At 66.7% G+C, this 24,405-nt stretch carries 15 protein-coding genes; 7 read left to right on the top strand and 8 right to left on the bottom strand.

The annotated features are described in order from the left end of the window. Positions 1 to 7 precede the first annotated feature (7 nt). The 6 genes from ACTJJK_RS05195 to ACTJJK_RS05170 form a co-directional block, all read right to left on the bottom strand. Positions 8 to 2,287 carry a hypothetical protein gene (locus ACTJJK_RS05195; RefSeq protein ID WP_440729670.1) on the bottom strand — a complete coding sequence of 760 codons (2,280 nt, stop codon included), beginning with the start codon at positions 2,285 to 2,287 and terminating at the stop codon, positions 8 to 10. A 94-nt stretch (positions 2,288 to 2,381) separates the two neighbouring features. Continuing rightward, on the bottom strand, positions 2,382 to 4,538 hold the full coding sequence (locus tag ACTJJK_RS05190) for a hypothetical protein (protein ID WP_440729669.1): 2,157 nt from the start codon (positions 4,536 to 4,538) through the stop codon (positions 2,382 to 2,384). 456 nt (positions 4,539 to 4,994) lie between these two features. Further along, positions 4,995 to 5,678, bottom strand: coding sequence for a hypothetical protein (locus ACTJJK_RS05185; RefSeq protein ID WP_031371144.1), 684 nt, complete (start codon positions 5,676 to 5,678; stop codon positions 4,995 to 4,997). Then, on the bottom strand, positions 5,675 to 7,459 hold the full coding sequence (locus ACTJJK_RS05180) for a hypothetical protein (RefSeq protein ID WP_440729668.1): 1,785 nt from the start codon (positions 7,457 to 7,459) through the stop codon (positions 5,675 to 5,677). The genes ACTJJK_RS05185 and ACTJJK_RS05180 overlap by 4 nt, the downstream gene beginning before the upstream one ends. A gap of 33 nt (positions 7,460 to 7,492) precedes the next feature. Next, entirely contained in the window at positions 7,493 to 9,937 is a 2,445-nt protein-coding gene (locus tag ACTJJK_RS05175) for a hypothetical protein (RefSeq protein ID WP_440729667.1), read from the bottom strand. A 343-nt stretch (positions 9,938 to 10,280) separates the two neighbouring features. Next, complete coding sequence (locus ACTJJK_RS05170) at positions 10,281 to 11,468, bottom strand: S1 family peptidase (RefSeq protein WP_161786080.1); 1,188 nt, start codon at positions 11,466 to 11,468, stop codon at positions 10,281 to 10,283. A 719-nt stretch (positions 11,469 to 12,187) separates the two neighbouring features. On the opposite strand from ACTJJK_RS05170, the gene ACTJJK_RS05165 reads away from it, so the two are divergent. Continuing rightward, complete coding sequence (locus ACTJJK_RS05165; RefSeq protein WP_440729666.1) at positions 12,188 to 13,498, top strand: iron-containing redox enzyme family protein; 1,311 nt, start codon at positions 12,188 to 12,190, stop codon at positions 13,496 to 13,498. 106 nt (positions 13,499 to 13,604) lie between these two features. Here ACTJJK_RS05165 and ACTJJK_RS05160 read toward each other — a convergent pair whose 3' ends face one another. Together ACTJJK_RS05160 and glmS are read right to left on the bottom strand one after the other, a co-directional pair. Beyond that, on the bottom strand, positions 13,605 to 14,999 hold the full coding sequence (locus tag ACTJJK_RS05160; RefSeq protein ID WP_440729665.1) for an aspartate aminotransferase family protein: 1,395 nt from the start codon (positions 14,997 to 14,999) through the stop codon (positions 13,605 to 13,607). 287 nt (positions 15,000 to 15,286) lie between these two features. Continuing rightward, positions 15,287 to 17,119, bottom strand: coding sequence for a glutamine--fructose-6-phosphate transaminase (isomerizing) (gene glmS, locus ACTJJK_RS05155; protein ID WP_440729664.1), 1,833 nt, complete (start codon positions 17,117 to 17,119; stop codon positions 15,287 to 15,289). A gap of 187 nt (positions 17,120 to 17,306) precedes the next feature. On the opposite strand from glmS, the gene ACTJJK_RS05150 reads away from it, so the two are divergent. The 6 genes from ACTJJK_RS05150 to ACTJJK_RS05125 all read left to right on the top strand — a co-directional run bounded on the left by ACTJJK_RS05150 (position 17,307) and on the right by ACTJJK_RS05125 (position 24,190). Beyond that, positions 17,307 to 18,590 carry an efflux RND transporter periplasmic adaptor subunit gene (locus ACTJJK_RS05150; protein WP_031371137.1) on the top strand — a complete coding sequence of 428 codons (1,284 nt, stop codon included), beginning with the start codon at positions 17,307 to 17,309 and terminating at the stop codon, positions 18,588 to 18,590. A 2-nt stretch (positions 18,591 to 18,592) separates the two neighbouring features. After that, positions 18,593 to 18,814 (top strand): hypothetical protein, encoded by a 222-nt coding sequence (locus ACTJJK_RS05145; protein WP_152566121.1) that lies wholly within the window; start codon positions 18,593 to 18,595, stop codon positions 18,812 to 18,814. A gap of 25 nt (positions 18,815 to 18,839) precedes the next feature. Continuing rightward, entirely contained in the window at positions 18,840 to 19,574 is a 735-nt protein-coding gene (locus ACTJJK_RS05140; RefSeq protein ID WP_031371135.1) for an ABC transporter ATP-binding protein, read from the top strand. 10 nt (positions 19,575 to 19,584) lie between these two features. Then, complete coding sequence (locus ACTJJK_RS05135) at positions 19,585 to 20,913, top strand: ABC transporter permease (RefSeq protein WP_031371134.1); 1,329 nt, start codon at positions 19,585 to 19,587, stop codon at positions 20,911 to 20,913. Between the two features lie 23 nt (positions 20,914 to 20,936). Further along, on the top strand, positions 20,937 to 22,163 hold the full coding sequence (locus tag ACTJJK_RS05130; RefSeq protein WP_440729663.1) for an ABC transporter permease: 1,227 nt from the start codon (positions 20,937 to 20,939) through the stop codon (positions 22,161 to 22,163). Positions 22,164 to 22,312: 149 nt separating this feature from the next. Beyond that, the gene (locus ACTJJK_RS05125) at positions 22,313 to 24,190 is read left to right on the top strand and encodes a DUF885 domain-containing protein (protein ID WP_440729662.1); all 1,878 of its coding nucleotides are present in this window, start codon (positions 22,313 to 22,315) and stop codon (positions 24,188 to 24,190) included. The last annotated feature ends 215 nt before the right edge of the window (positions 24,191 to 24,405 follow it).

Raw genomic sequence — 24,405 nt, 5'->3', positions numbered from 1 at the left:
GCGAACCTCAAGGCATCTTCAACACCAGGTCGGTCGCGTCGGTCGCGGCCCAGTTGGTGGTCTTGTTGGTGCCGTTTTCGAGCAGATAACTGGCCTTGTACTCGTAGCGCATGCGTGCCGGGTCGAGGTAGTCGTACTCGAACTCGCCGGTGGCCTGGGCGCTGTCGAACTCGAAGTCCTCGGCGAACGACAGGCCGCCGGCGAAGTCCTCGAAACGCAGCGACACCTTGGTGCGGCGCATCTTGCGCTTGGCGAAATCGGCCGGCGGCTTGACCGTGACGATGCGCCGGCCCTTCATGCCGGACTTCAGCATCACCCGGTTGCCGTTGGTCACCGACTCGGGGATTTCCTCGATGTCGCGGCCGTCCTTGTAGAGGATGCTGACGCTGTAGAACACGCCCTTGACCTCGGGGTTGCGCAGGTCCACGGCGAAGGTCTGCGCGGCGGAGCCTTCCTGGAACGACATCTGCTTTTCCTCCAGCAGGTCGTTGGCGCGATCGACGTAACGCAGGTCGACGAAGGCCTCCTGCACCTCGCTCCAGTTGAAGTTCGGCACCACCTGCACCACGCGCCGGGTCGGGAACGGGTTGCGTACCGTTACTTGCGGCTCGTCCTGGGTGGTCCAGTCGCGCACCACATCGCCGCCGGCGATCGCATGGAACACGGTGCGTACCTCGTAGTTGACCTTGGCCGGGTCGAGCATGAACATCTTCCAGCTGCCGCCCGGGGCATCCTTGGTCAGCCGCACCAGGTCGCTCTGGTTGATCTTGTTGGCCGGGTCGCGGTAGCGCAGGAACACATCGATCGAGCTGTAGCGCTCCCACGGGAAGTTCTCGGCCAGCACCGGCACGGTGTTGATCGTGTACAGGTCGCGCGGGATGATCTCGATGTTCTCGACGTCGTAGATCTGCGGCTTGGACTTGAGCTTGGTCGGCCGTTCGGCCGCGTCCACGCCCTTGAAGCTGACTTCGTACTCGACCTGTACGTCGCGTTTCATCGAGCCGCGTTCGAGCTGGCTCAGCCACTCGAAACTGGCCTCGCCGGCGTTCGCGCCGAGCAAGGCGTTCATCGGCTTGTCGCCATAACGCACGCGCACGTTAATGCTGCCGATGTCGTCGGCGGCCAGGTCGGCGCGCGAAATCACCTTGACCCGGCGCTTCTTGAAGAAGTCGTTGTCCAGACTGATCTGCTTGACCAGGCGCTCGCGCGGCACGCTGCCTTCGCGGATGGTCTTGAACAAGGCCGCCAGATGGCCCTGCGGATAGATCGAACGCTTGATCGCCACGCGTTCGGAGAAGTTGACGTTGAGCTTCTTCTTGTCGACGCGCTTGTAGTCCATGCGCTTGTAGCTGAAGCTCGGCATCAGCGCGCCGATCGGCCCGCCGGCTGCCTGGGCCGAAGACTGCGCGGCGAACTTGCCGATCGCATCCAGGCCGCGCTCGAAGTCGGATTTCTTCTCCGGCGTCCACGGCGGCAGGCTAACCTGGAAGAAGGCGTCGGTGATCATGTTGCGCACCTGCGCCAGGGCGGCGTCGCGGCGGTCGATGATGCCACGGGTGTCGTCGCCCTCGGCGACGAAGGTGTCGGCCTCCAGCACGATCGCGCGGTTATCGACCAATTCGTCGACCGCCTTGCCGATCTCGGTGGAGAAGAACATGTTGCCGCCGGAGAAGCTTTCGTCCATGTGCTTCTGGACCCGTTCCCAATCGACCTTCAGGCTGATGTTGTAGGCCGGGCGCAGGCCGAGGAAATCCAGCGAGTAGATCACCGCCACCGGCAGGATCTCGCCTTCCAGGCACTGCTCCATGACCGTGTAGCCGTCCTGGTCCAGGCGCACCGAGAACGCGGCCTGATTGGATCCGTACAGGGCCGGCTTGGCCGACTGGTCGATCTTGAGCACGAACTGCGGGCCGGCGCCGGGCGTGGGCGCGACGTCGCCGCTGGCCTTGCCCAGCATCAGCAGCTTCACCGTACCGTCTTCCAGCGGCACCGGCGCGATGCGCGGCTTGTTGCGCAGGTTTTCGCTGTTGGCGATCTCGCGGGCGAGATCGTCGAGCTGTTTCTGGCTGGCGCCGATGTTGCAGTCGAAATTGAGGAACCCGCCGGTGCCCGCGTCGCCGCGGAAACCGATCAGGAGAAACTGCGGCACGTCCATGCCGAGGGTGTTGTCGCGCACCGTGGTCAGGTGCGGCGTGGTCGGCATGTAGTACCACTGCTCGGGATCGGCATGGTCGGGGAAGACCGAGATGCCGTTGATCTCGCGAGTGCGGCTGTCGAGGAGAAGCATGATCGGACTCCTTCCGAGTCAGGCGTGATGGAACGTTCGGGTGACGCGTCGGCCGTCGCAGGGCCCGGCCAGCGTGTGGCCGGGCTGCGTGCGATCAGGCGGCCGGAAGCTCGAGGAAGACCGTCAGGTCGGTCTTGGTCTCCGGGCCCACCACCTTGCGTTTGCCGTCGCTGAGGAAGTAGGTGACCGTGGCCTTGTACTCCGGCGCGTCGCCGTCGTTGAGCGGCAACTTCCAGCTCTTCTCCTCGTCGCCGGGCTTGAAGCGCAGGTCGATGCGCTTGGGCCCGTGCGACAAGGCCACGCTGACCATCTTCAGCTCATCCCAATTGAGCAAGTCCGGCACCACCGCCACTTCCAGCGCTTCGAGCTTCTTGCCGACCAGGATGGTCGAGCGCGTCGCGACCTTTTCGGCCTCTTCCTTGCTGGTGCCGTCGGCGAACAAGGTGGTGACCGAGTACTTGACCTCGCCCAGGGCTTCGTCGACGACCGGGAAGGTCCAGTCGAACGAAGTCATCTCGCTCGACAACGTGACGATGCTCTTCTGCGCGTACTTGTTGGCGGTATCGGTATAGCTGGCATCGACGGTGATCGAAGCGATTTCCGCCGTCAGATCGCCGGCGGCGCGGAAGCTGATGGTCTTCGATGCCGAGAACGGGTCGTCGACGTACAGCTCCTTGGCCTGCTGCTTCGCCGTCTTCTTGACCTGGCGGCCGTCGGCGAGCGTATACAGGAACTCCAGGTCGATGTCGTTGGTGCGCGGCGCACCGATGATCTTGCGCAGCTGGAAGGTCGGCGTGTCCTTGGTCATGTTGAACTTGGCTTCGACCGGCTGCTTGCCGCCCTTGTAGCGCACCGTGACCTGGGTGCGCGGCACCTGGGCGAAGTCGATGTCGCCGGGGCCGATGTCGAGCGCGAGCACGCCGAGGTCGTCGACGTTGATGGTCAGGTTGGTGTCGTCGGTCTTGATCTCCTCCGACACCTGCTTGAACGTCGCGCCCTTGTAGTTGACCGTCACCTGATAGGTGAAGTCGCGCTTACCCTCGTGCACGAAGGCCTCGAACTTGGCCACGTCGTCGGGCTTGGTGAAGACGAATTCCTGCACCTTCTTGTTCGGGCCATAGGGGTAGCGGATCTTGACCTCGACGCTGTGGATCGGCAGGTTGGCGAAGTCTGCGTTGACCCGCATCACCACCTGCACGGTCTTGAGGAACTCGTCCAGGTTGATCTTGGAGTAGTAGTCCTCCCACTTCAGCGGCTTGTTCTTGTCGTCCTTGAGCGAGGTGATGGTCGGCAACATGCCCTGCGGGTTGCGGTTGACGATGACCGCCTTGGCCTCGCTCCACTCCACCCGCACGTTGGCCATCTGGGTCTTGTTGATGCTGCGACGGATGTCCTCGATGTCCTGGCCTTCCTGCAGCTCCTTGGTGTTCGGGTCGACCTCGGCGATTTCCTTGAGCAGGTTGCGCTGCACCGCCGCTTCCAGTTGCTTGTTGATGATCGCGCGGATGTCGGCCTCGAGCTTGGCGTTGTCCTCTGCACTGAGGTTCGGCGCCTGCACGAACTCGAAGTGGCTCTTGGTGACATCGTTCTTCCAGCGGCTGGAGCTGACCGCCTCGGTGTAGCTGTCCTCGCTGTACCAGTTGTCTTCGGTGTCGATGGTCTGTACGAAACTGTAGAACTCCGAGGCGTTCCAGGTGCCCCAGGCTTTCATTTCCGGCAGTCGCATGTATAGGTTCATCTTGTAGACGACCTGCACCGCCGAAGCCGAACCGGTGCTCAGGGTTTCCTTGAAAATCGCCGTGCCCAGCTCGGACAGCTCGACCATGAACGAGGCCACGTTCTTGCCGTAGATCGAAGGCTTGCCGGCGCCGCGGATCTTCTCGACCAGGGCGCCGCCCTCGGTCAGCAGCAGCTCGACGGTGCCGTCGGTCCAGGTCACCGGCGCGATCGCCACCTTGGGTGGCGTCTTGCCCTTGTACTTCTCGGCGAGCTTCTTCTGCAGCTCGGCGGCGATCTTGGTCTGCACGTCGGCGGGAACCGACAGCTCGGTGTCGAAGGCGATGAAACCGCCGAACTTCTTGCCCCCGTCCTCGCGGATCTGGCCGTACTCGACGAAGCGCAGCGCCAGACCGCCGCTGGCCATCTTCGCGAAGTTCGGCGCGTTCGGCATGATGTAATAGGTGAAGTCGTTGGCGTCGTCGCCATAGACCACATGGTCGTGAAGCGTATCTACGTTGTCGATCTTAAGCATGGACCTGCTCCTTATCCGATGTCTGAAATGCGCGCGTTCCTGTTGCGCGCCTGCCTGTTCCGCGACTGTCCTGCGTGCCCTTTCCGTGCGATGTCACGACCGTGCTTCGCGACGCAACGTAGTTCGGTACGAATGATTCAAACGCCGACGACGCTTCGCACCGGACAACGATCACACTTTTTTTCCAACTGTTTTCAGCGACGTTTCGAGCGCGCACGCGCCCCCATCGATGCGCGCTTGCGGGCGCGAATCGGTGTATCGAAGGCGAAGGGCATCGACGCGATTCGACATCGCGCGCGGCTCTCGTCGTTTTTCCCTGGCGGCATCGCCGCCGACGCAATGCGCGTCACCCACGGACCCGAACCGCTCCGCGAACGGCGTATGCCAGCGCGTTCGCGGTCGCGAGACGATCCAACCGGGCCGGCCGCCGCGCACGACGGCGACCGACCCGCAACTCTAGCTACGCGGCAGACCCCAATCGGCGGCATCGGCCGTGTACTGCTGTGTTCCGTCGGCATCGCCGCCGTCGTCGGTGTCGACCTGGCTTTGCCGGTATAAGCCGGCGCTCATCGCCTCATCGCCCTGGCGCGAGCGCAACGACAGATCGACCTCGACCGATTCGCTCTGATAGGCCGACGCACTGCGCCGCATCGGCGCGGCATCGGTGACGGCGTAGCGCACCGCCATCCAACCGTGCTCGCCTTGCAGTGCCTTGCGCACCTTCGCCGCCTGCTCGCCGTCGAGCATGACGTTGAAGGCAGCGTGGTAAGGCGGCACGCCAGACGATTTGCTGTGGGCCAGCGCGACATAAGCGCCTTGGCCGTCGCCGAGCATCAGGCTTGCGCCGTCGACCGTCACCGGTGCCTGCCGCAGCGTCACCCGCTCCAGCGGCAGTTGCGCGCGCCCCGCCAGTTCGACCCGGATCGCATCCAAGGTCGCCGCCGACACGCCCCAGGCGCTGGTCAAGGCCAGCATGACCACGCTGCCGACGCTCATCAGATTGAACTGCGGCCGGCCGTCGGCGCCGCTGGCCAGTCCCGGCGAACGGGCGCGGTAATGCCAGGTCGCCGCTTCGTCGGCCGGCGCCACCCACACGCCGAGAATGTCTTCGTAATTGTCGCTGCTGTCGCCGGCACTCATGTGCGTTCTCCGATCGTCGTCCTTGGGGCGTCGCTGCTGTGCAACTGCAGCGGCGTGTCGGGTTGCAGCACCTCGGACCAGGGCGACTGCGCCGACCAGCGCCAGCGATAGCCGGAACGGAACGGCGACAGCGACAGCCAGGTCCACTGCGCCTGCGGTGCGCTGCGGGTGAATCTCACCTGCCTGCGTCGTGCAGGCTGGTCGACGGCGTCTTCGGGCACGATTTCGATCACCCGCTGCGGCGCGTCGTCGTCGAATTCGCAATGCAGGGCCAACTCGCGCGAGCCGCTGCCTTCGAAGCTGAAGGCATCCAGGCGCAAAGCTTCGGCGTCGACCGGCGCCATCGCCCGCTGGGTGCCGTCGCTGCGCGCACGCGCGTTGGCGCGGATGGTCGCCTGCTCGACGTCGGCCGGAATGGCGAAGGCGAAGCTGGCCGAGCCGCGGTCCAGGTTCGCGCGCGCCGACCACGGCTTGCCTTTGCGCAGGCCTTTGCACTCGACTTCGATGTCGGCCTGCTCGACGAACACCGGCTCGGCCTCCACCGGCACGAAACGCAGGCCGAAGTCGTCCGGCGCGACCAACAGATGCTCGCGGCTCGAGGTGCGCAGCGGGCCCTTGATGGTTTCGGCGCGCCCGTCCGACAGCAGCAGGGCCGTAGCCTGCCAGGCGTAATTGAGCTCTTCCTTCGGCGACAGGCGCAGGTCCAGGGTGGTCGGGCGATCCGCCGCTGCGAGTCGCGCCGAGGCCTTGATCGTGAACATGCGCGCCGGCGGCTTGGCCGGCACTTGCACGTCGACCTGCGCCTGGACGATGCCGATACGCCGCTCCGGCAAGTTCGGCCGCACCGTGATCGCACGCCAGCCGCTGCTCAGGCTGCGCACGTCGTGACGGCGCACCACCGTGTCGTGCAGGCTCGCCGCCGGCAAAGTGCGCAGCGGGCCGAGCGGGTCGGCTTCGACCGCGAACAGGCGCGGCGCCAGCACCGGCTCGGACAGATTCCAGCGCACCGAACCGGTCGCCATCGCCGCGGCATCGAAGACCACGCGCACGCCGGTGGCGGCGTCGGCCGGCGACGGCAGCAGGTTGGCATAGCGCACGACGAGGCGATCGATCAGCGCATCGGCGAGCGGCTCCTTGAGCAGATCGCCGGAGCTCGCCGCGAGGCCGAGGCCCATGCTCTGCGGCGCCTCGATCAAGCGCTGCCGCAACAGCGCCAGGTCCAATGTGGTGGTGCCGCCGCCTAGGGTCCTGACCGCCGCCAACAACGCGGCCGGATCGAAGTTCACCGTCAGCGGCAGGCGATCGGCGACGCCGCGCACGCGCAGCCAGGCCTGCCCGCCGACCGCGAGCAGGCCGCGCTGCAAGGCGGCGACGAACAGATCGGTGGCGGCGCTGTCCAGGCGTACCGCCAGCCCCGTCGACCCCAGGCTGGCACTGTCGAGCGGCAACAACTCGCCGAGCGACGGCGGCAGATCCAATGCCTCCACCGCACTCAGGCGCAACCAGCCGCCTTCGTTCGGCAACGCCGACAAGGCGAGGTTCTGGCCGGCATCGAAAACGGCGCGGCGGGCCTCGTCGAGACCAAACTCGGCGGCGAAGGCGATCGACAGGATCGAGAAGCGCTCCAGCCCGGCGTTGCCGCGATCCTGCTGGAAGATGTCGAGCCTCATCGGCGGCTCGCTGCCGGCGCCGTGCGCCGCGAGCAGCACCGGCGGCAACTGGAACGCGCCGGGGCGCTCGTAGGCGGCGAATGCGATACGTTCGCCGACTTGCATCGGCATGCGCCAATCGGGGCGGCCCGAGAACGACATCGCTCAAGCCCCCGCGATCAACACGGCGGGTTCGTCGGTGCGGCACCAGGGCGTGCTCGGCAGGCTCTGGCCCGATTTGTACATCACCGTCTGCCGGTACTCGTAAAAGCCTTCGCTGTCGCGGCGCAACAGGATGTCCATCAACGGCACCGGCACGTCGACGTCGACGGCGAGGTTGGCGGCGTCGAGCACGACGCGTTTGTTGCCGCGGAACTCGACGATGATGCTGGCGATCTCGCCCGCGGCGTGGCCGGCGTTAAGCAAGACCTCGGGCGTGGTCATGAGCCGCACCGGACGCACCGTTTGCTGGTCGATGGTCTCGTCCAAGGTGTATTTCATGATCGCCTCGCCGTCGGGAATGCTGCGCACCGAGGCGGTGTTGAAAATCGCATCGGCCGGCGCGCTGCCGCTCAGGGCGGCGGTCGGCTGGACCACGAAATCGACGCCCTGCTCCGGGGCGATCTCGACCGGCTGGCTCAGGTCCAGGCCTTCGATGCGACCTTCGACCAGGCCTTCGCCGCGCGTGATCCAGGCCGGCAGGCGGGCGATGCGCAACTTGCTCTCGGTGGCGTTGAGCAAGCGCACCGCCACCGCGCCGGTCTGCGGGTCGGGAGTTTCGATCGACTGGAACAGCTCGCCTTCCATGTCGGCGAAGTTGAGCTTGACCGGCACCATCACGTTCTCGTTGATGCCGGTCGACACCACCACGCTGCCTTGCAACAGGTTGGAGTTCGACAGCGACATCAGCACCGCGAACACTTCCTGGAAGTCGTCGAACTCGAAACGCTCGTTGACGGTGAAACCGTTGTCCCAGTCGATCGCGGCCGGCACCGTCTCGAAGCGGATCGCACCGTCGCGCATCAGCGCCAACTGCAAAGTCGAGCTGGCGCGCAGCAGGCGCAGGTCGAACTCTCGCTGCGGGTTGTCGGCGCTGGCCGGCACCTTGCTGGCCAGTTCGCGGCGCGCGGCGAGCAGGCGCTCGCCGTCGGTGACCGGGCGCACTTCGCAGGTCAGGTCGACCTTGGCGTCGTCGGCGTCCGCGCCCTGGTCGATGCGGAACGCCAGCGACGGCGCATGCGGCGCTTCGCTGCGGCGCGCGAGCTTGAAAGCATCCGGCAGGTAATAGATGCGCGCCGGGTCGCTCATGTCCTGGAAATAGGCATGGCTGCGGCCGCCGCCGGCCGGATAGCGCAGCGAATGCACCACCCAACGCGGCGCCGCCGGGCCGGGCTGGGCGCCTGACGGATACAGATAGGGATGCAGCACCGGCTCGAAGAACAGCGGGATCGCCCAGTCCTGCGACTGGTTGGAAACGTCGTAGCGCGGCTCCGACGCCGGCTCGGGTTGCGGCTCGGGCTGCGGTAGCGGCTCCGGCTCGGGCTGGACGATGATCGGCTCGCCGTCGAAACCGCGGCGCTTGATGTGCATGCGCATGCCCGGCATCGCCGCGCCGCGCGCCATCATCGCCGGCTTGCTCATCTCGGGTTTGCCCATCGCCGGCTTGACCATCGCCGCCGGAGTCACCCGCAGGCTCGCCGCCGACGCGCGCGACAAGGCCGCCGCCGACGCGCTCGCCTGCGGCGCCCGCGACAGCAGCATCTGGCCCTTGATCATCATCAACTGGCGCTTGGGCGCATCCGGCGCCGGGCTGGCCGGCAACGGCACCGCCACGGTGTAGCCGCGCGAGATCAGCAGGCGCGCCTGCGACTCGCTCGACATGAACGCACGCAGCAAGGCATCGCGTTCGGCCAGGCTCAGGCGCAGCATCGCCACGCAGCCGCCGCGCGGGTCGTCGACCAACTCGCCGACCGGGAGGCGTTGCTCGATTGCGGTGCCGGCGGCGCGGTAGCTGATCACCGCACCGCGCGCGACCGGCAGCATCTGCGCACTGCGCGCGGCGTCGCCGATCTCGGCGGCCGGATAGGTTTCCATCGCCACGCTGACCGCCCACAGGCCGTCCTGGGCCTGCGCGACCTTGATCTCGTAGCGGCCGCCCTCGTTGCGCACGCGATAGCGCGGCAGCCAATAGCGCTGCTGCGGGTTATGCGGATCCTCGAACAGACAGCGGTCGTCGGGCGTCGCGCTCGGGCTGATCGGATGCGGCGACTGCGAACGTACGAAACCGGCATCGGCCTTGATCGGAAACAAGCCCGGGCGCAGATCGTTCAAGCGCGGCCGCACCGTCCGACCTTCGAGTTGAGCGATGATCGCCGGTTGCGCGCGCAGCATCGCCGGGTTGATCCGCATCGCCGGCATGACCGCTGGACGCGCGACGACTTCGGCGGGCGCTGCGGGCGCCAACACGGCAGGTGCTATCACGGCAGGCGCCACCACCGCGGGCGCCGCGACGGGCATGGCGATCTTGATGGACTTGGCGGGGGCGACCGCGACGGCCGGACGCACGCCGGCGACGATCTGGTTGAGATTGAGCAGACGGCCCGGGGGCATGCGGTTCTCCTTGAAATCAGCGTCGGAACGCTGTCCGGCGAGGCGTTCCGGCCTCGTCGGGTCCTGGGTATCGATTGAGTGCGCCCACGGCGCCCATCACCTGCAATACAACGCGACGCCCGCGCGGCGTAGGACGTTGCATGGATGAAACGGATTCGGCGCATCGCGCATTCAGCACCGGCGACGCGCCTGGCGACGGCTAATCCAATGGCCCGATCGGCGCAGCGATACGGATGCGGGCGCAAAAAGAAAACGGGAGCGCCAGGCGCTCCCGTTTCCTGTCGCGACTTGCGACGACTTGCGATGGCGCCGCGGCGCGCGGCGGCGAACTGCGAGTACCCGCCTACAGCGTGACCAGGCTGAGCCCGTACAGCTCGAGAATCGGATTCACCGGCTGGAACCAGGTCGTCGCGGTGAACTGGCCGCAATTGTGGTCGAAACCGGGGAGAATGTTGGACGCCGAGGTCACGCCCTGAGCGTGCTCGTAAACGTCGATCCAACCGCCGCCGGAGTCGCCGTAACCGGCGCAGGCATTGGTCTGGGTCAGGCCATAGACGGTGCCGCCGGTCGTGTTCACGGTGACGTTCTTGGCGGTGATGAAACCGCATTGATAGCCGGTCTTCCAACCCGACCGGCAGACGATCGCGCCATGGAAGGCCTCGTTACTGCCGCGCACGTAGAAATATGCACCGGCGTAATTGCTCACCCACGGCAACACGTCGTGCTGCGCGCCGAGAGCCACCCAGGCCCGGTCGGCGCCGGGAAACTCCGACGCCGCGATGTGACCGGCTGGCGCGCCATCGAGCCAGATCGATTCGCCGACCGTGCCGCAATGGCCGGCGGTGACGAAGCCCTTGGTCGCGCCTTGCCGCACCGCGAAGCCGACCGAGCACGAAGACCCGCCGCCCTTCTGGTAAGCGCGGCCGGCGTAGACCGACGCAGTCGGTTGCGGCACGCCCTCCATGGCGGTGAAACGCAGCAAACCGCTGCCTGCGCCGCTGTGGGCTACGAAATCGATCGCACGCTCCATCTGCTCCGGCGCCACGCTGATCAGCACCGAGTTGCTGGCCGGGTCGACATGCCAGGCGTGCACGCCGTCGAGCGGCCGGCTGATGCCGGGCACTCGCGCCCGCGCGCTGCGATCGAGCCGCGCTTTCGCCGCTTCCAATTCGACCAGGCTGTAACGCACCTTGCGCAGTTGCACGCCCTCGAGCGTAAGCCGGGCGCGCGGATCGGACGAAGCGACGACCAATCGCACCTCATCGTTATCCCCGTGCTCGATCCAAGTGCCCGCGTAATGCGCGCCGAGGCGCCGCTGCGCAATCGCCGCCGTCGCCGGCGCCTGGCCTTGCAACTGCAGCCAGCGGGCGGCCTGGGTCGCGGATAAATCCAGATCGCGCTGAGCGGCGCCTAGCATCTGCGAATTGACCTTCATCTGCGATGCCCCGGCGGTAAACGCGACGCAGCAAAGCAAGGTCGACACCACAACGCCGGCACCGGTCCGGTCCAGCCAGTCTCGAACGATCGACATACCCATCTCCTTTGGTTTGAAACATCCAGCCGCGCGCTTAGGCGCGGTCGCGGTCCGTCGCGAATGTCGTCGGATGAGTACATTCGACGGACGCGCCCAGCTAACCCCATCCGCGCGAGCGATGCAGTTGCGCAGGTCACAGCGGCGTTAGCCACCGCATCACAAACCCGGCAAACGGCGGCGGCGCCGCAGTCGCTGCAGACGCGGGGCCCGCATAGCGCTGCGTGCGCTGCTCCGAAGACTCTGCGTATCGCGGCGATCGCGCCTGCTCCACGCCCGGCGCGGCCCCGGCCGGGTCGAAACGCTTCGTCGAAACGCATCGTCCCTGTTCAGCTCACCCGACAACGGGCGGCCTCGCGGGTCACAGCTACTGCGACAGGCTGACGCTTCGATAGACGACCAGTCTGGTGTCGACGACTCCCGGCACCGCAGCCGTTCGACTGGCTTGCTGCGCCCTCATCGAACGCTCCCGGCGTCGCAGAACGTGCTGCGACGGATTGATAACGTGACTTGCCTCGCATCAGTTCCGGCCAATCGCGTGACTTGCATCGCGATCAGGATCGGCCTTCTGGCACAGGCGAAGGCTATCGAAGCAAAGCGCGTGCACGGCGGCCCCACGCCGCAGGCACGCGATCGAGCGGGCCACGGCGAACACGGGGATCGGCGCGGCCCGGGCAATCCAAGTCATCCACTCTCGTCATCACAGGACGGACCAAAAGATGAAGACTGTTTCGCCACTACAGCCGTGTTCGACCAAAGTCGTCGACATCGACCAGTTCTGGAAACTCGCCGACGCTCTGCAGGATGCAACCGTCGAACAGGCGAAGGACATGTTCTCCTTCGTCGAAACCGCCAGCCCGGATCGCCTGTTCTCGCTGCTGGCGCAGTACCGCTACTTCACCGTTTATTACATCACCGACATCGCGCTGTTGATCGCCAGGCTGCAGCCCGGACGGATGCGCAGTTTCCTCGCCGACATTCTCCTCGACGAGTTGGGCGAAGGCGACCACACCCAAGCGCATCCGGAGTTGTACGACGAGTTCCTGGGCAGCCTCGGGATCGCTCATCCGCCGCTGGACAGCATGGCGCTGGCCGGCAACATCGCGTTGTTGGACAACGCCCGTTCCAACCTGATCGACCCCGCCTACAGCACGGCCTACGGCATCGGCTTGCGCGGCATGGGCGGCGAGTGCGTATGCCAGATCTATCTCGCTCGCCTGTACCAGCATTTGCTGCTCAATCCGTACATCCGACAACACAAGGACACGATCGCCTGGAAGTTCTGGGAGCTGCATGTCGGCGAGCACGACATCGCCCATCGCGAGAACCTGCGCAAGCTCATCAGCGACGAGATCGCGTCCATGGACAGCGGCAGCGTCGAGGCGCTGCAGGACGGTTTCTGCGACAGCATGACGGCCTGGACCTCGTTCTGGCAGAACATCCAGGACGCAGCGACGATGCCCGACGGCCATGACGCCGCCGAACGCGCCGCGGTCGGCGAGATCATTCTCGGACCGGCCGGCGACCGCGGCGGCGGTGCCATCCGTCAATTCCATCTGGCCATCGGCGTGCACGACCTGGAACAAGGCCGCCAGTTCTATTGCGATGTGCTCGGCGCGAAACAAGGCCGGTCGACCAGGAATCTGATCGACCTCGACTTCTACGGCCATCACCTGGTCATCCACCAGACGCCGGGCGGCAGCGAGGGCGCCGAGACCTCGTTCGGGTCTGCGTTCTACGGCGAGACCGTACGGGTGCCGCACTTCGGAGTGAACCTCGACTGGAAGGATTGGAGTTCGTTGGCCGACCGCATCAAGTCGCGGGGGCATGCGTTCATCGATCCGCCGCATGTGCGCATGCGCGACCTGCCCGGCGAACACGCGACCATGTTCCTGAGCGACCCGAGCGGCAACTCGCTCGAGTTCAAGGCCTTCCGCAACCATGACGAAGTGTTCTCGGTGATCTTCTCCGACAGCACCCGCGACATCTTCGGCCTGGATGCGCTGGTGGAGAAAGCCGCCACCGCCTGATGCGGCATGGAAGGAAGCCCGGTATCTTCGGGCTTCCTTCCACTGCGGCAGGACGCCTCTGATTCAGGCGCTGCACGAAGCGAGGAGCGGCTCGGCCAAGGCGCGGTTATTGGGCCAGGTAACGGTCGGCGACGTTCAATGCATCGTCGATGATGGCCAACCCCGTCCGCAGATCGGCTTCGCCGATGTTGAGCGGCGGAGCGATGTGCACCCGGTTGAAGTGGACGAAAGGCCATAGCCCCTTGTCCTTGCACGCCGCCGCGAACTCGGCCATGGACCGGTTGTCGGCGCCGGCCGCGTTGTACGGAACCAGCGGTTCGCGGCTGGTGGGATCGCGCACCAGCTCCAAGGCCCAGAACATGCCGAGGCCTCGCACCTCGCCGATGGACGGATGCCGGCTCTTGAGTGCTTCCAGCTCGGGCCGCACCAGCTCCTCGCCGAGGCGGCGAACGCGCTCGATGATGCCTTCCTCCCGATACACGTTCAGGCAGGCGACTGCGGCCGCACAGGCCAGGGGATGGCCCGAATAGGTCAGGCCTCCCGGGAATACGCGGTGAGCGAAGGTCTGGGCAATACGCTCGCTGATGATCACGCCGCCCAGAGGGACATAACCGCAGTTAACGCCCTTGGCGAAGGTGATCAGGTCCGGGACCACGCCCCAGCGATCGATCGCGAACCACTCGCCGCAGCGCCCGAACCCTGCCATGACTTCGTCGGCCACCATGACGATGCCGTGCCGGTCGCACAGCTCGCGTACGCCGCGCAGGTAGCCGTCCGGCGGAACCAGGACGCCGTTGCCGCCGACGACGGACTCCAGTACGACAGCCGCCACGGTATGCGGGCCCTCGACCATGAGCACATCGGCCAGGTGCGCCAGTGCGCGCTCGCACTCCTGCGCCTCGGAGTCGGAATGGAAGGCCGAGCGATACGCGTACGGCCCCCAGAACTTGACCGTCCCGGGCATGCCGGGTTCGGCGCCCCAACGGCGCGGATCGCCGGTCAGCGATATCGCGCCGGCGGTGGCGCCGTGATAGCTGCGGTAAGCCGAGAGGACCTTGATGCGGCCGGTGTGATGCCTGGCGATGCGCACCGCGTTCTCCACCGCTTCGGCGCCGCCGCTGGTGAAGAACACCTTGTCGAGATCGCCGGGCGCCGCTTGCGCGATCAATCGCGCCGCTTCGGCCGTGGCTTCGTTCGCGTGATAGGGCGCGAGCGTGCAAAGGCGCTCGGCTTGAGCCTGGATCGCGGCGATCAGCTTGGGGTGCTGGTGGCCGAGATTGACGTTGACCAACTGGCTGGAGAAATCCAGCCAGGTCCGGCCGCTCTCGTCCCAGAAGCGCGAACCGCTGCCTCCGGCGACCACCACCGGGTCCAGGGAGGCTTGCGCCGACCACGAATGCACGACATGGGCGCGGTCGTTGCGGTAGGCCGCAGATTTTCCAGCGGCAGACGTCGCCGCGGCAGTCGCAATCTGTTCGGTCTGGATCTCGGTATCGGTCATCTCGGTCTCGACTCCGATGGCGGGGACAGCGCTCGGTTGACGGTTCGCATCGCCCGGCGATGGCCGTCGAGCGGCGACGCGCGGCCCGTCCCGGTGCTGCGCCACGCGCTACTACTTCAGCAGCTTCCTGCAGCCCGGGATAGTCCGCCCCGGCAGTCCAGGGCACGTAGCGGAGGAAGGCCGCGACACGACCCGGCCGACCCCTCGATGTCGCCGCCGGCGCGACCGGCCGGCATCCGAAGACGCAGCGCCCAAGTGAGCCTGGGCGCTGCGCGACGACGACGCGCTTACTCGACCGTGACCGCCTTGGCCAGGTTGCGCGGCTTGTCGACGTCGGTGCCGCGCGCGAGGGCGGCGTGGTAGGCCAGCAACTGCACCGGAATCGCGTGCACGACCGGCGACAGCACGCCGACGTGGCGCGGGGTGCGGATCACGTGCACCGCCTCGGATTCGCCGAAGTGGCTGTCGAGGTCGGCGAACACGAACATCTCGCCGCCGCGCGCGCGCACTTCCTGGATGTTGGACTTCACCTTCTCCAACAGGCTGTCCTTCGGCGCGATCACCACCACCGGCATGTCGGCATCGACCAGCGCCAGCGGGCCGTGCTTGAGCTCGCCGGCCGGATAGGCCTCGGCGTGGATGTAGGAGATTTCCTTGAGCTTGAGCGCGCCTTCCAGGGCGATCGGGTAATGCACGCCGCGACCGAGGAACAGCGCGTGCTGCTTCGGCGCGAAGCGGTCGGCCCAAGCGGTGATCTGCGGTTCCAGGTTGAGCGCGTGTTGGATGCTGCCCGGCAGGTGGCGCAGCGCATCGATGAACTCGGCTTCCTGCTCGGCCGAGAGCTTGCCGTGCTGCTTGGCCAGGGTCGCGGTGAGGATGAACAGCGCCACCAGCTGGGTGGTGAAGGCCTTGGTCGAGGCCACGCCGATCTCGGCGCCGGCGCGGGTGTAGTACACCAGCTGGCTCGCACGCGGGATCGCGCTTTCCGGCACGTTGCAGATCGACAGGGTCTTGTCGTGGCCGAGCGACTTGGCGTACTTCAACGCTTCCATCGTGTCGAGGGTTTCGCCGGACTGCGAAATCGTCACGATGAGTTGCTTGGGATTGGCGACCGCGGCGCGGTAGCGGTATTCGCTGGCGATCTCGACCTGGCACGGCAGGCCGGCGATGGCTTCGATCCAGTAGCGCGCGGTCATGCCGGCGTAATAGCTGGTGCCGCAGGCGAGAATCTGCACGCCCTCGACGCCGGCGAACACCGACTCGGCCTGGGCGCCGAACAACTCCGGCGAGAACTTGCCGTCGTCCATCACCGCTTCGATGGTGTCGGCGATGGCGCGCGGCTGTTCGTGGATTTCCTTCTGCATGAAGTGGCGGTACGGGCCGAGTTCCAGCGAGGCCAGCGACACGTCGGAAACGTGCACCTCGCGCTCGATCGCCGCGCCGTTGCCGTCGAACACGCGCACCTGGGCGCGGGTAATGTCGGCGGTATCGCCTTCTTCCAGGAAGATCACCCGGCGCGTGGCCTGCAGGATCGCCGAGACGTCGCTGGCGACGAAGTTCTCGCCTTCGCCCAGGCCGATCAGCAGCGGGCAGCCCATGCGCGCGGCGATCATGCGATCGGGTTCGCGCTTGCTGACCACGGCGATGGCATAGGCGCCGACCAACTCGCGTACCGCATTCTGCACCGCCGCCAACAAGTCGCCCCCCTGCGACTGGTGGAAGTGGATCAGATGGGCGATGACTTCGGTGTCGGTCTGCGACTCGAAGCTGTAGCCGGCCGCGCGCAAACGCTCGCGCTGCTCGTCGTGGTTTTCGATGATGCCGTTATGGACCACGGCCAGTTCGCCGAAGCTGATGTGCGGATGCGCATTGGCTTCGGTGACGCCGCCGTGGGTCGCCCAACGGGTGTGACCGATGCCCACCGAGGCGTTGAAGCCTTCGGCCTGGGCGGCCGCTTCCATTTCGCCGACGCGGCCGGTCCGGCGCACGCGGCGCAGGTCGGCGCCGTCGAACACGGCGATGCCGGCCGAGTCATAGCCACGGTATTCCAGTCGCTTCAAGCCATCGATCAAAACCGGTACCACGTCACGATCTGCGATCGCACCTACGATTCCGCACATGCTGGGGCAACTCCTTGGGGGATGTCCGCATTCTATCCGCGCCCCGTCGCGGACACGTCCGGCGGACGCATTGTCCGTCCGGACGGACACCCGGACGGCGGTGTCCGCCCTTAAAAAACAACAACTTGCAGTTGGCACGCGTTGTGCTTGGGTTATGGATAAACCGCCAAGCCCGAGTCCCACCGAAATGAGCATCCGCGACACTTCTGCGCAGGACCACCGAGTCGCCACCGCCACCGTGCAGGGTCGGCACCGTCGCCGCTGGCTGCTCGGCGCCGGCGCCGGCGTGCTCGCTCTGGGCGCGGGCGCGTGGCTGCTGTCGGGCTGGAGCGCGGGTGGCCGTTCGGTCGACGCCGAGCGTTTGCGCATCGCCGAGGTCAAGCGCGGCGAACTGGTCCGCGACATCGCCGCCGACGGCCGGGTGATCGCCGCCAACAGCCCGATCCTGTATGCGATCGCCGGCGGTTCGGTCGACCTGAAGGTGGTCGCCGGCGACGTGGTCCGCAAAGGCCAGGTGCTGGCCGAGATCGACAGTCCGGAACTGCGCAGCAAGCTCGCCCAGGAACAGGCCACCCTGGCCAGCCTGGAAGCCGAGGCCAGCCGCGCCGAGCTCGACGCCGAACTGGCGCGTTCGACCGCACGCAAGGAACTCGACCAAGCGCAGATTGCCCGCGTCGCCGCCCTGCGCGATCTGGAACGCTATCAGCGCGCCTTCGAAGGCGGCGCGGTGGCCAAGGTCGACGTCGCCAAGGCCCAGGACGACCTGAAAAAGTCCGACATCGGCCTGAGCCACGCCCAGGGCGACCTCGGCCGGCAGGGCCGCAGCGCCGCGCTGGACACCCGCAACAAGCGCTTGCTCGCCGATCGCCAACGCGCGATCGCGGTCGAGGCGCAACGCCAGGTCGAAGCGCTGACCCTGCGCGCGCCGTTCGACGGTCAGGTCGGCCAGGTCCAGGTCGCCCAGCGCGCCAACGTCGCGATCAACGATCCGGTGTTGAGCGTGGTCGACCTGAGCGTGTTCGAAGTCGAGATCAAGGTGCCGGAAAGTTTCGCCCGCGACCTGGCGATCGGCATTCCGGCGCAGGTCACCAGCGGCAACGGCCAACCGTTCGCGGCGCAGATCTCCGCGGTTTCGCCCGAAGTCGTCAACGGCGAAGTCGTCAGCCGCCTGCGTTTCACCGGCAAGCAGCCGCCGGGCCTGCGCCAGAGCCAGCGCCTGAGCGCGCGCATCGTCCTGGACACCCGCCGCAACGCGCTGATGGTCGAGCGCGGCCCGTTCCTGGAGCAGGCCGGCGGCAACAGCGCCTATGTCGTCGCCAACGGCGTCGCCACCCGCCGCAGCATCCGTACCGGCGTAAGCAGCCTCAACGCCGTGGAAATCCTCGAAGGTCTGCAACCGGGCGAGCGTGTCGTCGTCTCCGGCAGCGACCAGTTCGAAAACGCCGAAACCGTCCGCATCAGTGGAGAATGATCATGCAAACCCAACACCACGCCACCGACTTCCCGTTCGCCCCGCAGTGGAGCTCGCAAGAGCTGACCGACGCCGTGCCGCTGCGCCTGCATCAGCTGATCGATTTCGATCAGGCCCGCGATGCCGGCGACGCGCGCAGCGCCAACCAAGCCGCACCGCGCCGCCCGATCCGCATCCATCGTTACCTGGCCGCGTGCGCGCTGCCGATGTTCGCGATCCGCTGAAGCCCACCGCCAAAGGAAACACGTCATGCTCGACATGCGCCAGGTCACCAAGGTCTACCGCACCGAACTCGTCGAAACCCACGCCCTGCGCTCGCTGGACCTGCACGTACGGGACGGCGAATTCGTCGCGGTGACCGGCCCCTCGGGCTCGGGCAAGACCACCTTCCTCAACATCGCCGGCCTGCTGGAGACCTTCAGCGGCGGCGAGTACCGGCTCGACGGCGAGGACGTGCGCGGCCTGTCCGACGATGCGCGTTCGCGCCTGCGCAACCAGAAGATCGGCTTCATCTTCCAGAGCTTCAACCTGATTCCCGACCTCAACCTGTTCGACAACTGCGACGTGCCGCTGCGCTATCGGCGGATGCCGGCCGCCGAGCGCCGCCAGCGCATCGAGCAGGCCCTGACCCAGGTCGGCCTGGGCTCGCGCATGAAGCACTACCCGGCCGAACTGTCCGGCGGCCAGCAACAGCGCGCGGCGATCGCCCGCGCGCTCGCCGGCACGCCGCGCCTGCTGCTCGCCGACGAACCCACCGGCAACCTCGATTCGCAGATGGCGCGCGGGGTGATGGAGTTGCTGGAAGAGATCAACGCCCAGGGCACGACCATCATCATGGTGACCCACGACCCCGAACTCGCCGCACGCGCCCAGCGCAACGTCCACATCGTCGACGGCATGGCCACCGACCTCAAGGCCGAGCCGAGCCTGATCCGCGCCCCGATGCCGACGGCCTCCGTCGATGCCGACGCCACCCTCGCCTGAGACCGTCGCCATGACCGGAAACAGCCAGTTCGGCTACTACGTCCAGCTCGCCCTGCGCAGCTTCAAGCGCAACAAGGTGCTGACCGCGCTGATGGTGGTCGCCATCGCGCTCGGCATCGGCGCGGCGATGACCACCCTGACCGTGTTCTACGTGCTGTCCGGCGATCCGCTGCCGGGCAGGAGCGAGCACCTGTTCCATCCGCGCATGGATCCGCGCCCGATGGCCGGCTACACGCCCGGCGACGAGCCGCACGAGGACATGACCCGCTTCGATGCCGAGGCGCTGCTGCGCGAGAAGCGCGGCGACCGCCAGGCGCTGATGAGCGGAGGCGACGTCGCCATCGAGCCGCGCCGCGACGGCCTGCCGCCGTTCCGCCAGATCTCGCGCTACACCTCGGCCGACTTCTTCGCCATGTTCGGCGTGCCGTTCCAGTACGGCGGCCCGTGGCCGGGCGAAGACGATGCGCGCCGCGCCCGCGTCGCCGTGATCAGCAATACCCTCAACGAGAAACTGTTCGGCGGCGGCAACAGCGTCGGCAAATCGCTGTGGATCGACAAGAGCGAATTCCGCATCGTCGGCGTGATCGGCGACTGGCATCCGCAGCCGACCTTCTACGAGCTGTCCGGCCCGGGAGGCTTCGGCGAACCCGAGGCGTTGTTCCTGCCGTTCTCCACCAGCCGCGACCTGCGCATGAGCTCGCAAGGCAACATCGATTGCTGGGGCGACAACAACGTCGACGAGGAAGGCAACCGCAGCATCAACGCCAAGTGCGCCTGGGTGCAGTACTGGGTCGAATTGGCCACGCCGGAAAAAGCCGCCGCCTATCGCCAGTACCTGCAGAATTACGTCGCCCAGCAACGCAGCGCCGGGCGCTTCGAGCGCCCGACCGCGCCGAAGCTCGACGACCTGATGCAGTGGCTGGATTTCAAACGCGTCGTGCCCGCCGACGTGCGCCTGCAGACCTGGCTCGCCTTCGGCTTCCTGCTGGTCTGCCTGCTCAACACGGTCGGCCTGCTGCTGGCCAAGTTCTTGCGCCGCTCCAGCGAGATCGGCGTACGCCGCGCGCTTGGCGCGACCCGCACGGCGATCTTCGCCCAATGCCTGGTCGAAGCCGGCACCGTCGGCCTGGCCGGCGGCCTGCTCGGCCTGCTCTTGGCGCAACTGGGCCTGTGGGCGGTGCGCCAGCAGCCGGTCAGCTATGCCGCCCTCGCCCGCCTCGACCCGACCATGTTGCTCGTCACCTTCCTTTTGGCCGTCGTCGCCAGCGTGCTCGCCGGGTTGTTGCCGGCCTGGCGCGCCTGCCAGGTGACGCCGGCCATCCAGCTCAAGAGTCAGTGATCCATCTTCCGTCGAGGCTCGCCATGGATATCCGCCCCATCCTGTCCACCCTGCGCCGGCACAAGACCGCCGCCGCGCTGATCGTGTTCGAAGTCGCCTTGACCTGCGCGATCATCTGCAATGCGGTGTTCCTGATCGAAAACCGCATCGCCCGCATGCAGCGCCCCAGTGGCATGGTCGAGAACGAACTGATCCGGTTCTCGATCAGCGGCATCAACGAGAAAAACGGCGCCGATTCGTTGACCCAGTCGGACCTGGCCGTGCTGCGCTCGCTGCCAGGGGTCAAGGCAGCGACCGTGACCAACCAGGTACGCTACGGCAGTTCGTCGTGGAACACCGGGCTGGAGCTCAAGCGCGGGCAACCGGTGCCGACGGCCAACGCCACGACCTATCTCGGCGACGAGCAGTTTCTCAAGACCATGGGGCTCAAACTGGTCGCCGGCCGCGATTTCAACGCCGACGAAGTGCTCAGTTACCGCAAGATCCGCGAGCCGGGTTCGGACTATCCGATCGCTTCGGCGATCGTCACCCGCTCGCTGGCCGACGCGCTGTTCCCCGGCCAGGACCCGATCGGCAAGGTGTTCTACGGTTGGGGCGACTCGCCGACCCACGTGGTCGGCGTGGTCGAACACCTGCTGCGCCCGACCGAGCATTTCGGCCCGGCCAGCGCCGACTACTCGGTGATCTTCCCGATCCAGGTGGACTACAACAGCGGCATCTACCTGATCCGTACCGATCCGTCGCGGCGCCAGGAAGTGCTCAAGAGCGCCGCCGAAGCGCTGGGCAAGAACGGCCCGGTGCGCATCCTCGACATCGACAACGACACCCTGGAGAACATGAGCGACAAGTTCCATCAGACCGACCGCTCGATGGTCTGGCTGCTCGCTTCGGTCTGCATCGCCCTGCTGATCGTGACCGCGCTAGGCATCGTCGGCCTGGCCAGCTTCTGGGTGCAGCAACGGACCAAGCAGATCGGCGTGCGCCGCGCGCTCGGCGCCACCCGCGGCCAGATCCTGCGCTATTTCCAGACCGAGAACTTCCTGCTGACCAGCATCGGCATCGGCCTGGGCATGGCGCTGGCGTTCGCGATCAACCTGGCCCTGATGCGCTATTACGAACTGCCGCGCCTGCCCGGGTTTTATCTGCCGCTAGGCGCGCTGTGCCTGTGGCTGCTCGGGCAACTCGCGGTGTACGGCCCGGCCCGGCGCGCGGCGATGGTGCCGCCGGCGCTGGCGACGCGATCGGCCTGATCGCTCGCACCGCCAGGAAAATAAAATCGCTCGGCCGTGCCACCGATCCGCCCTTGGCCGTATCTGTAGATATCAACCCCGTCCGGGCACCGGACGGGACCGGGACTTCGCTTCCCGCCCCAACGTCATTCGCCACCACGGAGCCCACCATGACTCTTGCGTACCCCTATCGCCGCTCGCGCTCCGCGTTCCGTATCGCCGCGCTGTCGGCCGCGCTCGTCGGCGCGATCTGCCTGCCCGCCGCTCATGCCGCCAGCAACACCGCGACCGCCCGGGCCGCGACCGTCGCGCCGGCCGCGGCCAACGACGTCGCCGCACGCACGCGCCAGTTCAACGCCCTGGTCGACGAGCACTGGGAAGGCCTGATGCGCGAGTTGCCGGAGCAGGCCAGTTTCTTCGGCGACTATCGCTACAACGCGGCCTGGAGCGATTTCTCCCTCGCCGGCGCCAAGCGCCACAACGAAGCGACCCGCCGCTTGCTCGCCCGCCTCCAGGCGGTCGACAGCACCGGCTTCGCCGACAGCGATCTGCTCAATCACCGTCTGCTGGTGCGCTGGCTCGAAAACGACATCCAGGGCTACGAGCTCAAGACCAACCAGATGCCGCTGGACCAGTTCAACGGCACCCATCTGTTCCTGACCATCATGGTCAAGGCGTTCCCGTTCAACGACACCCAGCAGTACGACGACTACCTCGTCCGTCTGCGCGGGATTCCGCGCATCCTCGACCAGGTCACCGAGGTCGCCCGCCAGGGCGCCAAGGACGGCCTGATGCAGCCGCGCTACCTGCTCGACAAGGTCGCCGCGCAATGCAACGGCATCGCCGACGTCGCCGGCGAGGACAGCGTATTCGCCGCGTCGCTGAAGAAGTTTCCCGACAGCGTGCCGGCGGCAGAACGCGAGCGCCTGCGCAAGCAGATCCTCGAAGTCGTCGACCAGCAAATACGACCGGCCTATCGCCGCCTCGCCGAGTTCGTCGCCAAGGAATACGCGCCGCAAGGCCGCGAGCAATACGGCATCTGGTCGGTGCCGAACGGCGATGGCCTGTACCGCTATGCGATCGAACAGTTCACCTCCTCGTCGATGACGCCCGAGCAGATCCATCGCCTCGGCCTGAGCGAAGTCGAACGCATCGAACGCGCCCAAACCGAGATCGCCCGGCGCCTGGGCTATGCCGATCTGAAGACCGCGCGCAAGGCGATAGCGGCCGATCCTGCCCGCCACGCCCAATCGCGCGAACAGATTCTCGAGTTGTATCGCCAGTACATCGCGACCATGGAAAAGCGCTTGCCCGACCTGTTCGGCACCTTGCCGACCACCGCGGTGCAGGTGCAGGCGGTGGAAACCTGGCGCGAAAAAGAAGCCTCGTCGGCGCAGTACATGCCCGGCACGCCGGACGGCAAGCGCCCCGGTCTGATCACGGTCAACACCGGCGAGCCCGACAAGCGCCTGCTGACCACGGTCGAGGCCATCGCCTACCACGAAGGCGTGCCCGGTCATCACCTGCAATTGTCGGTCGCGCGTGGCCTGCCGGCCTTGCCGAAGTTCCGCACCCTGACCGGCCAGCTCGCCTACATCGAGGGCTGGGGGCTGTACTCGGAGGATCTCGGCAAGGAAGTCGGCCTCTACCAGGATCCGTACAGCGACTTCGGCCGCCTCTCGCAGGAACTGATCCGCGCCAACCGTCTCGTGCTCGATACCGGTGTGCATCACCAGCGCTGGAGCCGCGAGCAGATGGTGCAATGGATGCGCGACCACTCCGATATGGAAGACCCGATCATCCAGGCCGAAGCCGATCGCTACATCGCCTGGCCGGGCCAGGCCCTGGCCTACAAGATGGGGCAGTTGAAGATCCGCGAGTTGCGCGCCCGCGCCGAATCCAAGCTCGGCGCGCGCTTCGACGTCCGCGCCTTCCACGACCAGATCCTCGGCGGCGGCGCCTTGCCGTTACGCGAACTGGAAACACGGATCGATCGCTGGATCGCCTCGGTGCCGGCCGATGCGGCGCCGGCCAAGGTCGCGAAGTAAGCATCGCGCGGTAAACATCTGCAAGCGAACCCCGTCCCAGACGGACGACGGCCGGCCCCGCTCCTCTCGCGGCCATGCGAGAGGAGCCGGGGCGATCCGCGGCTCGCGGACTTGGCGTTTCCAAGGGCTGTCGCGATCGGCGCATGCCGAACATCGACGCCGCCGGCCGTTCCTCGCCGGCCCGACCTGCACCGCCGAGCCCGCGCCGTATACTG

The sequence above is a fragment of the Lysobacter sp. 22409 genome (genome assembly GCF_052045105.1).
Taxonomy (GTDB): Bacteria; Pseudomonadota; Gammaproteobacteria; order Xanthomonadales; family Xanthomonadaceae; genus Lysobacter; species Lysobacter antibioticus_B.
Note: the sequence above shows the minus strand (reverse complement) of the source record. Positions and strands in the feature narration are given on the sequence as shown.

Bases quoted from the DNA above. Each gene is read 5' to 3' on its own strand.
- ACTJJK_RS05195 (WP_440729670.1), bottom strand. From the start codon at position 2,287: ATGCTTCTCCTCGACAGCCGCACTCGCGAGATCAACGGCATCTCGGTC.
- ACTJJK_RS05190 (WP_440729669.1), bottom strand. From the start codon at position 4,538: ATGCTTAAGATCGACAACGTAGATACGCTTCACGACCATGTGGTCTAT.
- ACTJJK_RS05185 (WP_031371144.1), bottom strand. From the start codon at position 5,678: ATGAGTGCCGGCGACAGCAGCGACAATTACGAAGACATTCTCGGCGTG.
- ACTJJK_RS05180 (WP_440729668.1), bottom strand. From the start codon at position 7,459: ATGCCGATGCAAGTCGGCGAACGTATCGCATTCGCCGCCTACGAGCGC.
- ACTJJK_RS05175 (WP_440729667.1), bottom strand. From the start codon at position 9,937: ATGCCCCCGGGCCGTCTGCTCAATCTCAACCAGATCGTCGCCGGCGTG.
- ACTJJK_RS05170 (WP_161786080.1), bottom strand. From the start codon at position 11,468: ATGTCGATCGTTCGAGACTGGCTGGACCGGACCGGTGCCGGCGTTGTG.
- ACTJJK_RS05165 (WP_440729666.1), top strand. From the start codon at position 12,188: ATGAAGACTGTTTCGCCACTACAGCCGTGTTCGACCAAAGTCGTCGAC.
- ACTJJK_RS05160 (WP_440729665.1), bottom strand. From the start codon at position 14,999: ATGACCGATACCGAGATCCAGACCGAACAGATTGCGACTGCCGCGGCG.
- glmS (WP_440729664.1), bottom strand. From the start codon at position 17,119: ATGTGCGGAATCGTAGGTGCGATCGCAGATCGTGACGTGGTACCGGTT.
- ACTJJK_RS05150 (WP_031371137.1), top strand. From the start codon at position 17,307: ATGAGCATCCGCGACACTTCTGCGCAGGACCACCGAGTCGCCACCGCC.
- ACTJJK_RS05145 (WP_152566121.1), top strand. From the start codon at position 18,593: ATGCAAACCCAACACCACGCCACCGACTTCCCGTTCGCCCCGCAGTGG.
- ACTJJK_RS05140 (WP_031371135.1), top strand. From the start codon at position 18,840: ATGCTCGACATGCGCCAGGTCACCAAGGTCTACCGCACCGAACTCGTC.
- ACTJJK_RS05135 (WP_031371134.1), top strand. From the start codon at position 19,585: ATGACCGGAAACAGCCAGTTCGGCTACTACGTCCAGCTCGCCCTGCGC.
- ACTJJK_RS05130 (WP_440729663.1), top strand. From the start codon at position 20,937: ATGGATATCCGCCCCATCCTGTCCACCCTGCGCCGGCACAAGACCGCC.
- ACTJJK_RS05125 (WP_440729662.1), top strand. From the start codon at position 22,313: ATGACTCTTGCGTACCCCTATCGCCGCTCGCGCTCCGCGTTCCGTATC.